This is a genomic window from Cellulomonas sp. P1_G12_2 (genome assembly GCF_056405535.1).
Window position 1 is genome coordinate 1,595,535 of record NZ_JBFUBX010000001.1, and the last position, 12,332, is coordinate 1,607,866.

Annotated in this window: 13 protein-coding genes; 7 read left to right on the forward strand and 6 right to left on the reverse strand. The window is 73.6% G+C overall.

The window, feature by feature from the left end; all coding sequences use genetic code 11:
- Positions 1–3: 3 nt before the first annotated feature.
- Positions 4–2,712 (reverse strand): AAA family ATPase, encoded by a 2,709-nt coding sequence (locus tag AC1DXT_RS07505; RefSeq protein WP_477060699.1) that lies wholly within the window; start codon positions 2,710–2,712, stop codon positions 4–6.
- A 111-nt stretch (positions 2,713–2,823) separates the two neighbouring features.
- Here AC1DXT_RS07505 and AC1DXT_RS07510 point away from each other — a divergent pair, with 111 nt between their 5' ends.
- Both AC1DXT_RS07510 and AC1DXT_RS07515 read left to right on the forward strand, forming a co-directional pair.
- Complete coding sequence (locus AC1DXT_RS07510; protein ID WP_477060700.1) at positions 2,824–3,909, forward strand: class I SAM-dependent methyltransferase; 1,086 nt, start codon at positions 2,824–2,826, stop codon at positions 3,907–3,909.
- A gap of 32 nt (positions 3,910–3,941) precedes the next feature.
- Complete coding sequence (locus tag AC1DXT_RS07515) at positions 3,942–6,077, forward strand: alpha/beta fold hydrolase (RefSeq protein ID WP_477060701.1); 2,136 nt, start codon at positions 3,942–3,944, stop codon at positions 6,075–6,077.
- Here AC1DXT_RS07515 and AC1DXT_RS07520 read toward each other — a convergent pair.
- The gene (locus tag AC1DXT_RS07520; protein WP_477060702.1) at positions 6,074–6,364 is read right to left on the reverse strand and encodes a DUF1905 domain-containing protein; all 291 of its coding nucleotides are present in this window, start codon (positions 6,362–6,364) and stop codon (positions 6,074–6,076) included. The genes AC1DXT_RS07515 and AC1DXT_RS07520 overlap by 4 nt on opposite strands.
- Positions 6,365–6,411: 47 nt before the next feature.
- On the opposite strand from AC1DXT_RS07520, the gene AC1DXT_RS07525 reads away from it, so the two are divergent.
- Positions 6,412–6,924 carry a mycothiol transferase gene (locus AC1DXT_RS07525; protein ID WP_477060703.1) on the forward strand — a complete coding sequence of 171 codons (513 nt, stop codon included), beginning with the start codon at positions 6,412–6,414 and terminating at the stop codon, positions 6,922–6,924.
- Positions 6,925–6,934: 10 nt separating this feature from the next.
- Positions 6,935–8,071, forward strand: a complete 1,137-nt coding sequence (gene rlmC, locus AC1DXT_RS07530; RefSeq protein ID WP_477060704.1) for a 23S rRNA (uracil(747)-C(5))-methyltransferase RlmC — start codon at positions 6,935–6,937, stop codon at positions 8,069–8,071.
- Here the strand turns inward: rlmC and AC1DXT_RS07535 are convergent.
- Both AC1DXT_RS07535 and AC1DXT_RS07540 read right to left on the reverse strand, forming a co-directional pair.
- A complete protein-coding gene (locus AC1DXT_RS07535) occupies positions 8,037–8,609 on the reverse strand; it encodes an isochorismatase family protein (protein WP_477060705.1) in 573 nt (190 codons plus the stop codon). The two genes, rlmC and AC1DXT_RS07535, sit on opposite strands and share 35 nt — an antisense overlap.
- Positions 8,606–9,055 carry a MarR family winged helix-turn-helix transcriptional regulator gene (locus AC1DXT_RS07540; protein ID WP_477060706.1) on the reverse strand — a complete coding sequence of 150 codons (450 nt, stop codon included), beginning with the start codon at positions 9,053–9,055 and terminating at the stop codon, positions 8,606–8,608. Before AC1DXT_RS07540 ends, AC1DXT_RS07535 begins: the two co-directional genes overlap by 4 nt.
- Positions 9,056–9,124: 69 nt before the next feature.
- Between AC1DXT_RS07540 and AC1DXT_RS07545 the strand changes: the two genes are divergently transcribed.
- A complete protein-coding gene (locus tag AC1DXT_RS07545; RefSeq protein ID WP_477060707.1) occupies positions 9,125–10,252 on the forward strand; it encodes a flavin-containing monooxygenase in 1,128 nt (375 codons plus the stop codon).
- Between the two features lie 4 nt (positions 10,253–10,256).
- Here AC1DXT_RS07545 and AC1DXT_RS07550 read toward each other — a convergent pair whose 3' ends face one another.
- Positions 10,257–10,868, reverse strand: coding sequence for a dihydrofolate reductase family protein (locus tag AC1DXT_RS07550; protein WP_477060708.1), 612 nt, complete (start codon positions 10,866–10,868; stop codon positions 10,257–10,259).
- Between the two features lie 90 nt (positions 10,869–10,958).
- Here AC1DXT_RS07550 and AC1DXT_RS07555 point away from each other — a divergent pair, with 90 nt between their 5' ends.
- Both AC1DXT_RS07555 and AC1DXT_RS07560 read left to right on the forward strand, forming a co-directional pair.
- Positions 10,959–11,300, forward strand: a complete 342-nt coding sequence (locus tag AC1DXT_RS07555; RefSeq protein ID WP_175348501.1) for an ArsR/SmtB family transcription factor — start codon at positions 10,959–10,961, stop codon at positions 11,298–11,300.
- A complete protein-coding gene (locus AC1DXT_RS07560) occupies positions 11,293–11,736 on the forward strand; it encodes an SRPBCC family protein (protein WP_477060709.1) in 444 nt (147 codons plus the stop codon). The genes AC1DXT_RS07555 and AC1DXT_RS07560 overlap by 8 nt, the downstream gene beginning before the upstream one ends.
- Here the strand turns inward: AC1DXT_RS07560 and AC1DXT_RS07565 are convergent.
- Positions 11,685–12,296 carry a DUF998 domain-containing protein gene (locus AC1DXT_RS07565; RefSeq protein WP_477060710.1) on the reverse strand — a complete coding sequence of 204 codons (612 nt, stop codon included), beginning with the start codon at positions 12,294–12,296 and terminating at the stop codon, positions 11,685–11,687. The genes AC1DXT_RS07560 and AC1DXT_RS07565 overlap by 52 nt on opposite strands.
- Positions 12,297–12,332: the final 36 nt, after the last annotated feature.

Sequence of the window (12,332 nt, forward strand, 5' to 3'; positions counted from 1 at the left end):
GCCTCAGCCCGGGACCGCCCCGGCCAGCTCCGCGCGGGACCGGATCCCGAGCTTCAGGTACACGTTGCGCAGGTGGTACTCGATGGTCTTCGGGGACAGGAACAGCGCGGCGGCGGCCTCCCGGGTGGTGCGCCCGCCGGCCAGCATGCTGGCCACCTGCAGCTCCTGCGGCGTCAGGTGGTCGAGGCCGGTCGCGCTGCGCCGCTGAGCCGTCTCCCCGGTCGCACGCAGCTCGGAGGCTGCCTGGTCGGCCCACGGGACCGCACCGAGGCGCTCGAAGGTCGCGAGCGCGGACCGCAGGTGCGGCCGTGAGTCCACGCGACGCTTCATCCGGCGCAGCCGGGACCCGTACGCCAGCTCGGTGCGCGCGGCCTCGAACGCGTCGGGCGTGTGCTGGTGATAGGCGAGGGCGACCGAGAAGCAGACGTCCACGTCGGTGTCCGGGCACGTCAGGCCTGCCGCGCGGGCGGCACGGGCCAGCGACCACGGCTGACCCTTGACCTCCGCGCGCTCGGTCAGCGACGCCGCCAGGGCGCCCGCCTCGTCGGTCATCCCCAGGCGCACCATCGCCTCGACCATGTCCGCCGCGGGGGAGGCGTCGACGTCCACCAGACCGAGGTCGTCCAGCACCGAGTCGAGCGCCCGGAACCGGTCCAGCGCGGCATCGGTCCGCCCGAGGCCCAGCTCGCGCTCGGCCAGCGCGGTCATCGCCCAGGTCTGGAAGAAGCCGAGGTGGTGCTCGCCGGCGATCGCCAGGGCCTCCTCGGCGTGGGCCAGGCAGGCGTCCGCGTCGCCCCGCCGAGCCTCCAGCCAGGACAGCCCCGCGAGGCACGCGGTGAGGTCGGTGGCCTGGCCGGCCTCCCGGGCGAGCTGGATCCCTTCGGTGTACCCCGCGACGGCGTCGTCCCACCGGTCCGTCGTCGCCTGGTCGCGCGCGACGTAGAACAACAGGATCGGCAGCCCGCCGATGTCGCTGCGGCGCCGGGAGTGGGCGACGACCGTGGGGATGACGTCCCGTCCCACCGCGCTCTCGCGCAGGTAGAGCGGCAGGACGACGAGCCACGGCGCCAGCTGCGGGTCGTCGAGGTACTGGTCGACGTCCGCCATCGCGGCGCGCAGCAGGTCCGGGCCGCCGTGGCCGGCGAGGATGTCGGCCACGGCGGTCGCCATCGACCCGACCCATCGTGCCCGCGCGGTCCGCGGCTCGAGCTCGGCGATGAGCGCGGCCGCCGATCCGGCGGTCGCGACGTCGCCGGCGAACTGGCAGGCCTGGATGGCGTCGGAGAGCAGGGTGACGGCGGTGTCGGGGTCCTCGTCGGCGGCCCGCGTGCCGGCGGCGACGAAGACGTCCCGGGCTCGCTCGACCGATCCGGTCCGCGCGGCGACGGACCCGTCGAGGGCGGCGGCGCGGGTCCGCAGCGCGGGGGACTGGGGGAGCTCGGACGCGCGGTCGAGCAGGTCGGTGGCGGAGTCCGGCAGTCCTGCGCGCCACGCGCTCTCCGCCGCCGACACGAGTCGTCGGGCACGGTCCGACGGGTCGGGGCTCACGCGCGCGGCACGCTCGAACCCCGCCGCGGCGACGGCCCACGCGCCCCGCTCCCGTGAGCGGGAGGCGGCCTCGTCGAGCACGGCGGCCACCGACGCGTCCGGGGTGGCCGTGGCCTCGCCGAGGTGCCAGGCGCGCCGGTCCACGTCGTCCGCGGGTACGGCCTGCGCGAGCGCGGCATGCACCGCGCGCCGGGCGGCGGGGGCGGCCTCGGCGTAGATGCCGGAACGGACCAGGTCGTGCCGGAAGGTGACGCGGTGGGCGTCGACGGTGAGCAGCTGCTCGCGCGCTGCCTCGTCCAGGTCGCCGACCGAGACACCGAGCCGGGCGCACGCGCCGGTGATCGCCGCGAGGTCGCCGCCCGCCGCCGCGGCCACCAGCATGGCGGTCCGGGCCCTCTCGGAGAGCGCGTCGGCGCGGCGGGCGAACGTCCGGGCCAGCGACGCCGGCACGGGGACGGGCGCACCGGGCGGCAGCGCGTCGAACCCCTCGTCCGTGAGCTCCAGGAGGGCGAGCGGGTTGCCGCCGGTCGCTGACAGCAACCGGGCCCGGGCCTCGTCCGGCAGGCGTCGGCCCAGCGACCCCGCCAGTTCCGCGGCGTCGGCGTCGGCGAGCCCGCCGAGCATGAGCATGGGCAGCCCTGCCGAGCTGACGACCGACGGCGCCTCGTCGCGCACCGCGAGCAGGACGACGACCGGGTCGGCCGTGAGTCGTCGGGCGGCGAAGCACAGTGCCTGGGCCGACGGGGGGTCGAGGAGGTGCGCGTCGTCGACGACCACCGCGACCGGGCCGTCGTCGGCCACGCGGCTGAGCAGGCTCAGCACGGCCGCGCCGACCGCGAACCGTTCTCCGCCGGACCCGGGCACCAGGGCGAGCGCCGAGCCGAGCGCCTCCGCCTGCGGTGCGGGGATCGCGTCGAGGTGCCCCAGCACCGGGCGCAGCAGCTGCAGCAGACCCCCGAACGGCACCTCGCGCTCGGCGTCGATGCCGGCCGCCCGCAGCACGCGCATGCCCGCCTCGGTCACGGCCGCGGTGGCGTCCTCGAGCAGGGCGCTCTTGCCGATCCCCGCCTCGCCGGAGAGCACCAGCGTGCCGCTCTCGCCCACGCGCGCGGAGGCCACCAGCTTCCCGATGACGTGACGCTCCTGCTCCCGGCCGACCAGCACCCACCCGAGTCTAGGGAGCACACCAGGGGGGTCCCCTGATGCGACCGCCACCACGCCAGCGACAGGGTCGGAACCGACAGATCCGACATCCTCCCGAGGAGACGCACCACCATGACCCAGACCCTGCCGTTCACCGAGCGGACCATCGACCCCGACAAGCTCATGTCCTTCGTGTTCCGCGCCGTCGACGAGGTCGGCGCCACCCTGAACACCGCGCTGGTGGTGATGGGCGACAAGCTGGGCTACTACAGCGCGATGGCGGACGGCGCGCCCGTCACGCCCGGAGAGCTGGCCGCGCAGACCGGGACCAGCGAGCACTACGCCCGCGAGTGGCTGAACAACCAGGCGGCCGGCGGCTACGTCGAGTACGACGCCGCGTCCCGCCGCTACACGCTTCCCGCCGAGCACGCCGTGGCGCTCGCGGACCCGACGAGCCCGGCCTACCTGGCCGGCTTCTTCCAGCTGGCTCTGGGCACCGTGCACGGCTCCGACGACATCTTCCAGGCGGCCCGCGACGGCGACGGCCTCGGCTGGCACGAGCACCACACCGACGTGCACCACGGCTGTGAGCGCTTCTTCCGCACCATGTACAACGGGCACCTGCTCACGGAGTGGATCCCCGCACTCGAGGGGGTCACCGCCAAGCTGGAGGCCGGCGCCAAGGTCGCGGACGTGGGCTGCGGGCACGGCGCGTCCACGATCCTGCTGGCCAAGGCGTTCCCGAACTCCACCTTCGTCGGCTCGGACTACCACGCGGCGTCGATCGACATCGCCCGCGAGCGCGCCCGGGCCGCCGGGGTGGACGACCGCGTGACGTTCGAGGTGGCCCCCGCGACGGCGTTCAGCGGCTCCGGGTACGACCTGATCGCGATGTTCGACTGCCTGCACGACATGGGCGACCCGGTGGGCGCTGCCCGGCACGTGCGCAACGCGATCGCCGCGGACGGCACGTGGATGGTGGTCGAGCCGATGGCGGGCGACCGCGTCGAGGACAACCTCAACACCGTCGGACGCGCGTACTACGGCTTCTCGACGCTGCTGTGCACGCCGGCGTCCCTGAGCCAGGACGTGGGGCTGGCGCTCGGCACGCAGGCCGGACCGGCCAAGATCCGCGACGTCTCGACCGCCGCCGGGTTCACGGCGTTCCGCACCGCGGCGAACACGCCGTTCAACAACGTGTTCGAGGTACGCCCGTGACTCGGGATCGCCTCCAGGCGGACACTGCTCGGGTGGGAATCCACCCGAGCAGGTCTGCCGACCCCGACGTGGTCGGTGTGACCGCGCGCGACGGGGTCGAGCTGGCGTACGAGGTGTTCCACCAGGACCACCCCCTGACCGTCGTGCTCGTCCCCACCTGGTCGATCGTGCCGTCGCGGTTCTGGAAGGCGCAGATCGGGTTCCTCGCCCGGCACTACCGGGTGATCACGTTCGACGGCCGCGGGAGCGGTCGGTCGGGTCGACCAGAGGGCGCCGCCGAGTACACCGACCGGCAGTACGCCGACGACATCCTCGCTGTGCTGGACGCCACGGGGACGGACCGCGCGGTGCTGGTCACCGAGTCCTGCGGGGCGTCGTGGGCGGTGCACGTGGCGGCGGGCGACCCGGACCGGGTGCTCGGGATCATGGCGATCGCCCCGTCGTGCGGTCTCGACGTGGCCACCCCGGGTCGCGACCACGTGCCGTGGGACGAGCCGCTGGACACGTCGCAGGGCTGGGCCAAGTACAACAAGCACTACTGGACCGGCGGCGGGTACGACGACTTCACCGAGTTCTTCTTCCACAAGATGTTCTCCGAGCCGCACTCGACCAAGCAGATCGAGGACTGCATCGGCTGGGCCCACGAGATCACGCCGGAGACCCTGGCGGACACCACCGCGGGCCGGCTCGGCTGCGAGGGCGCGGTGTGTGAGCCGGTCGCGCCGCTGGCCCGCCAGGTGACGTGCCCGGTGGTCGTCGTGCACGGCACCGACGACCGCATCCGGCCGCACGCGTTCGGCGAGCGGCTGGCCGAGCTCACCCGTGGCGAGCTGGTCCTGCTGGAGCACGCCGGGCACGGACCGTCGGCGCGCGACCCGGTGAAGGTCAACCACCTCATCGCGCAGTTCGTCGACCGGTTCACGCCACCGAGCCCGCGGCGGGCGTGGGTGCGCGCCGCCCGTCGGCCGATGCGCGCGCTGTACCTCTCGTCGCCGATCGGTCTCGGCCACGCGCAGCGCGACGTCGCGGTCGCGGCCGAGCTGCGGGCCCGCAAGCCCGAGCTGCAGATCGACTGGCTCGCCCAGAACCCGGTGACGAAGGTGCTAGCGCAGCACGGCGAGACGCTGCACCCCGCGTCGGCGTGGCTGCGCAACGAGTCCGGCCATATCGAGCACGAGGCCGGCGAGCACGACCTGCACGCGTTCCAGGCCATCCGCCGGATGGACGAGATCCTGGTGCACAACTTCATGGTGTTCGACGAGGTGGTGGCCGACGGCGGCTACGACCTGGTGATCGGCGACGAGGCGTGGGACGTCGACTACTTCCTGCACGAGAACCCCGAGCTCAAGCGGTTCTCGTTCGCGTGGATGACGGACTTCGTCGGTTGGCTCCCGATGTCCGACGGCGGTCCGCGCGAGGCCGCGCTGACGGCGGACTACAACGCGGAGATGATCGAGCACCGCGCCCGGTTCGCGCGCGTGCGGGACCGCTCGGTGTTCGTCGGCGACCCCGACGACATCGTCGAGGACGACTTCGGTCCGGGGCTGCCCAGCATCCGCACGTGGACGCAGGAGAACTTCGACTTCGCCGGCTACGTCACGGGGTTCGACCCCGCGGAGCTGGAGGGCACGGAGCGGTTGCGCGCCGAGCTCGGCGTCGGGCCGCAGGAGAAGCTCTGCCTGGTGACGGTCGGTGGGTCCGGCGTCGGGACATCGTTGCTGCGGCGCGTCATGGACGTCGTGCCGCTGGTCCGCCAGCTCGCGCCGGAGCTGCGGTTCGCCTTCGTCACCGGCCCGCGGATCGACCCGGGGTCGCTGCCGGCGTGGGAGGGGTCGACGGTGCTCGGGTACGTGCCGGACCTGTTCCGCCACCTCGCAGCGTGCGACGTGGCGGTGGTCCAGGGCGGCCTGACGACGACCATGGAGCTCACCGCGCTGAACAAGCCGTTCGTGTACGTCCCGCTGCGGCACCACTTCGAGCAGAACCTGCACGTGCGCAAGCGGCTCGACCGGTACGAGGCCGGCCGCCACCTGGCGTACGAGGACGCGCTCGACCCCGACGCGCTCGCGGAGGCGATCGTCAAGGAGGCCAGCCGCGACGTGCGGTACCGGCCGGTCGCGACGGACGGTGCGGCGCGGGCGGCGGCGATGCTGGCGGACCTGCTCTAGAAGTCCACCAGCGTCAGGCGCACGTGCACGGTGTCGCCGACGTCGAGGTGCTCGGCCCGGCGGACCGCCTTCTTCACGGGCAGCACGTACGTGTCCGTCGACGGGAAGATCGAGGTCCGCCAGGTCGTCGCACCGACCGAGACGTCGACGCGCACCGACCCGAACCCGCGGGCGCCGTCGCCGACGAGGTCGAGCACGTCGTCGGCGAGCTCGGTCGGCAGGCTCACGAAGGTCCAGGCGTCGGTGCGTCGCGCGCTCCAGAGCCACAGCGGGGCATCGAACTCCATCGGGCTATCGTCGCGCGTGCCACCCACGCGCGACGTAGCGTCGAGGGATGGATGTCGCCGCACTGCTGATCGAGTCGTTCGGACGCGTGGAGGGGGTGCTGGACCGCGCGGTGGGCGGGTTGACCGAGGACCAGCTGGCCCTGCGGCCCTACCCGGAGGCCAACTCCATCGCCTGGCTCGCCTGGCACGCGGGGCGCGGGCAGGACGCGCAGGTCGCCGACGTGGCGGGGGTCGAGCAGGTGTGGACGGCCCAGGGGTGGGCGGACCGGTTCGCGCTGCCGTTCGACCCGTCCGCCACCGGGTACGGGCACAGCGCCGACGAGGTGGGCCGCGTCAAGGCATCGGGTGAGCTGCTGCTCGGCTACTACCGCGCGGTCGCCGTCGAGACGGAGACCTACCTGGGGCGGCTCACCGCGGAGGATCTCGACCGCGTCGTCGACGTGCGCTGGGACCCGCCCGTGACGCTCGGGGTGCGGCTGGTCAGCATCGTCGGCGACAGCCTGCAGCATGCCGGCCAGGCGTCCTACGTGCGCGGACTGCTGGAGCCGTTCGAGACGTAGGCTCCGGCGCATGCAGTGCGACTACTTCGATGCGGGGGTCTGTCGCTCGTGCACCTGGATGGGACGCCCGCACGGTGAGCAGGTCGCGGACAAGGAGCGGCACTGCCTGAACCTGCTCGGCGAGCGCGACGACCTCGTGTGGCTGCCGCCGGTGACCGGGCCGGAGTCGGGGTATCGCAACAAGGCGAAGATGGTCGTCGGCGGGACGGTCGAGCACCCCACGCTGGGCATCCTCGACGCCGGTGGCCACGGCGTCGACCTGCAGGGCTGCGGCCTCTACCCCCCGTCGCTGGCCGCGACGTTCCCCGTGCTCGCGGCATTCGTCACCCGCGCGACCCTCACGCCCTACGACGTGCCGGCGCGCACGGGCGAGCTGAAGAACCTGCTGGTCACGCAGTCGCCGGACGGGGAGCTCCTGCTCCGGTTCGTGCTGCGGTCGCAGGAGCCCGTCGCCCGGATCCGCAAGCACCTGCCGTGGCTCCTCGACGCCCTGCCGCAGCTGCGCGTGGCCTCCGTGAACCTCCTGCCCGACCACAAGGCGGTGCTCGAGGGTGACCGGGAGATCCTGCTCACCGCCACCGAGACCCTGCGGATGCGCGTCAACGGGATCGACCTGCACCTGCGCCCGCAGAGCTTCTTCCAGACGAACACCGAGGTGGCCGCCGCGCTCTACCGGCACGCCTCCGCGTGGATCGAGGAGCTCGCGCCGGCGTCCGTGTGGGACCTGTACTGCGGGGTCGGCGGGTTCGCGCTGCACGTGGCGGCGCCCGGGCGCGAGGTGGTCGGCATCGAGACCAGCACCGAGGCGATCGCCAGCGCCACGCTCAGCGCGCGTGACCTCGGCCTGTCGGGCGTGCGTTTCGCGGCCGGCGACGCGACCGCGTTCGCGCTGGGTGCCGACGCCGCGCCGGACCTGGTGGTCGTCAACCCGCCGCGGCGGGGGATCGGCGACGCGCTGAGCCGGTGGCTGGAGACCTCGGGCGTGCGGCACGTCGTCTACTCCAGCTGCAACGCCGCGTCGCTGACCCGGGACCTGGAGGCGATGCCGTCGCTGCGGCCCCGCCGGGCGCAGGTGCTCGACATGTTCCCGCAGACCACGCACTACGAGGTGCTCACCCTGCTCGAACGGCGTCGAGCAGGGCGATGACCTCGTCGGTCGTCCCGGTCTCACCCAGCCGGGGGAAGATCCGCGTCACGCTGTTCTCGTGCGCCGCGGCGCTCCCGTCCGTCATCGCGTCGACCGCGAGCGTGACGTTCAGCCCGTGCTCGTAGGCCGCGCGGGCGGTCGACTCGACCCCCATGGTCGTGGCGATGCCGACGACGACGACCTGCGTCACGCCGTGACGGTCCAGCAGCTCCGCGAGGCCCGTGCGGTGGAACGCGCTGAGGGTCCGCTTGGTGATCAGGTGGTCGCCTGGCTGCGGGGTCAGCTCCGCGACGAGGTCGGCGGCACCCTGAGGGACCGGTCCGCCGCCTGCGCGCCGCGGTGACTCGGTCCGGCCGGGTGCGCTGCCGAGCGCCTGCACCAGCACCACCGGCAGGCCGCTGCGGCGGAACGCGTCGGCCAGCCGGGCGGAGCGTGCGACGACCTCGGCGGTGGGGTGCGCGGAGGGGAGGGCGACCACCGCGTTCTGCAGGTCGACGACGACCAGGGCGGTGATCGGGTCGAGGGTCGTGAGGGTCACGGGGTGGGCCTTTCGAGGGTGAGCCGGTCCAGCAGGGTCAGGGCGTCGAGCACGGTGGCGCGTTCGGCGGGGGTGAAGCGGTCCTGGAAGGCGCGGGCCAGCCACTCCTCGCGCACCTGACGGACGCCTTCCGCGCGCTCGCGGCCGGCGGGCGTCAGCGAGACCAGCTGGCGGCGGCCGTCGTGCGGGTCGGGGGTCCGGTCCACGAGCCCCTGCGCGTCGAGGGCGGTCAGGATCGTCGCCACGGACTGGGGTCGCACGCCCTCCGCGGTCGCCAGGTCGCTGGCCGACGCAGGCCCGGCCGTGCCGAGCCGGCTGAGCACGCTCAGCTGCGACGGCGTGAGCGCGCTGGTGTCGTAGACCTCGCGGAGCCGCCGCACGAGCCGCCCGAGCAGCACGCGCAGGTCGCGGGCGGCGCGTGCCGCGTCCGTGGAGATCGGATCCATGATTCGACAGTACCAACTGTTCAGTTGAAACTGGCTGTTGGACGGGCGTCCGAGACGGTAGGAAGAGCCATGAGCAACGCGGCCGTCCTCGTCATCGGTGCCGGACCCGGCGGTCTCGCGGTCGCGGCCGCACTGCGTCGGGAGGGCGTCGCCTCCCTGGTCCTGGAGCGGTCCGACGACGTCGGCGCGTCGTGGCGGCGGCACTACGAGCGGCTGCACCTGCACACCACCCGGCGCTGGTCGAGCCTGCCGGGGCTGCCGATCCCTCGGGAGTTCGGCCGCTGGGTGGCCCGCGACGACGTGGTGCGCTATCTCGAGCTCTACACCGCGCACCACCGGATCGACGTGCGGACCGGCGTCGAGATCAAGCGCATCGCGCGCGCCGGCTACGGGCGCTGGGTGCTGGAGTCGACCACGGGCGAGGAGCTCGCCGGGTCCACCGTGGTCGTGGCGACCGGCTACAACCACACCCCGGTGCCGCCGGGCTGGCCAGGCGTGGAGACGTTCCTCGGCGAGCTCGTGCACGCCTCGGCGTACCGGAACCCCGAGCCGTACCGCGGCAAGGACGTGCTCGTGGTCGGTGCCGGGAACACCGGGTCGGAGATCGCCGTGGACCTCACGGAGGGCGGGGCCGCACGGGTGCGGCTCGCCATCCGCTCGGCCCCGCACATCGTCCGACGATCGAACCTCGGGTGGCCGGCGCAGGGCACCGGGATCGTGGTGCGGCACCTGCCCGTCCCCGTGGTGGACCGGGTCGCCGCCGCGGTCGCGCGCGTCGAGGTGCCCGACCTGTCGGAGTTCGGCCTGCCGCGGCCGACCACCGGCCTGTACTCGCGGGTGAGGCAGGGATCGGTGCCGCTGCAGGACGTCGGCTTGATCGCGGCGGTGCAGGCTCGGCGGGTGGAGCCGGTCGCGGCGGTGGAGACGTTCGACGACGGCGCGGTGGTGCTGGCCGACGGGTCGCGGATCACGCCCGAGGTGATCATCGCGGCGACCGGGTACCGCCGCGGGCTCGAGCCGCTGGTGGGTGACCTCGACGTGCTCGACGACCGCGGTCTTCCCCGGGTGCACGGTCCGCGGACGTCGACCTCCGCCCCCGGGCTGTACTTCACGGGGTACACCAACCCGATCAGCGGGATGTTCCGCGAGCTCGGGATCGACGCCGAGCGGATCGCGCGCGCGATCAGCCGCGGGTAGCTCGTCAGCGCACCACGCGGAACGTCAGGTGCGTGGCCTCGGCCGTGGCGACGAGCCCCGTGCGCTCGAGCTCGGTGTGCCGGTCGCTCGCGACGTCGAGCAGCCGGGAGCCCCGGTGCAGGAGCACGGGCACCACGTTGAGGGTGAGCTCGTCGACCACGCCCGCGGCCAGCGCCTGCCGCACCACCTCCGCGCCGCCCATGACGAGGACGTCCCGGTCGCCCGCCGCCGTCACGGCCTGCGCCACCGCGCTCGCGACGCCGTCGGTGACGAACGTGAACGACGCGCTGGTCATCGGGCGCGGCTCCTGCGCCCTGTGCGTCACCACGAAGGTGGGCACCGGGAACGGGGTGTCCCCCCACAGGTCGACGCCGATGTCGTAGGTCCGGCGCCCGACGACCACCGCGCCGGTGCGGGCGTACAGATCCGCGGAGACGGCGGCGTCGTCGCCGCCAGGTGTCGTGCCGTCTGCAGCCACCTCGCGGTCGCCCCCGCCGCCGAAGAGCCAGCGGTGCAGACGTTCGCCGCCCACGCCCATCGGTGCGTCCGCCGAGACGTCCGGGCCGGCACTGAACCCGTCGAGCGACACGGACGAGCTCACCCGCACGATCCCCATGCCGGACACGGTAGGGGTGGTGGTGCCCCCTTGTCGTCGCTGGGTTCGGGGTTTACATTGAAGGTGTTCCTTAATTAAGGAGTTGCTCACATGCCAGCTCGGGACCCGTTGAGCGTCGTGTTCGCGGCGCTCGCCGATCCCACGAGGCGCGCGATCCTCACGCACCTCCAGCACGGCCCGGCGACCGCCGGCGACGTGGCTGCACCGTTCGCCATGAGCCGGTCCGCCGTCTCGCAGCATCTGCGGGTGCTCGAGGACGCCGGTCTGATCGAGCGGACCGTGACCGCGCAGTGGCGCACGTGCGTCCTGCGCACCGAGCCGCTCGACGAGGTCGCGACGTGGGTGGACACGCACCGGCGGTTGTGGGACGAGCGGTTCGACCTGCTCGACGAGCGGCTCCGGACGAGACGAGGAGAGGCAGACCATGCTTGAGACGGACCGGAAGTCCTTCACCATCACCCGAGTCTTCGACGCGCCGCGTGCGGTGATCTGGCGCGCATGGACCGACCCCGACGAGGCCGCGGCCTGGTGGCACCCGCGCGGGATCGTGACGCCACGGGACTCTGTCGAGCTCGACGTCCGCCCGGGCGGCTCCTACCGGTACACGATGGTCGCGCCCGACGGCAGCACCTACCCGACCGCAGGCGTCTACCGCGAGGTCGTCGAGCCCGAGCGGCTCAGCTTCACGTGGACCGACCCCGGGGACACCCAGGCGGACGCGCCGCTGATCACGGTCACCTTCGACGACCTCGGAGAGCAGACGCGCATGACGTTCCACCTGGACGGCCACAGCGGTCAGCCGGGCGACGAGAACGTCTACGACGGGTGGGACCAGGCGCTCGACATCCTGGTCGAACGCCTCGGCTGACTGGCACGTCGCAGAGCGACGACCACCACCAGGGGCCAGGCGGCCTGCGCCCCGGCGACGGCCCGTTCGCTGAGCCCGGTCAGGTCACCGGAGCCCTGAAGCTCCACGACGAACCAGCCGAGCAGCCCCACGAGCCCCACCGAGGCGCCGACGGTGACGACCGGCCGCAGGATGCCGGTCGCACCGCGGCGCCCCGCCAGCGCGGGCCAGAGCGCGAGCGCGCCGAACCCGATGCCGGCCGCGATCCCGTGCGCCCGCGGCGCGGAGTCGACCGGCAGGAGCGCCACGGCGAGCGTGGCCGCTCCGCCGAGCGCGTGCAGCACGCGGGCGCGCCGGGGGACCGGCCGCAGCCCGGCAGCCGTCACCATGTGCGCGACGCCGGTGAGCGCCAGGCCGGCCGTCATGATCCACGGGTCGGTCGCGGTCGAGGCCGCGAGCGCACTGATCGTCTCCTGCACCGGGTCGAACGAGGGCTGCCGTGCCGCGGCGAGCGTCCAGCCGCCGATCATGGCGACGGGTGCGGTGATCGCGGACGCGAGCGCCCAGCGGGGGACGGTCATGGAGGGGCTGCCTTCTGCTCGGGTCCTGTCGGAGAC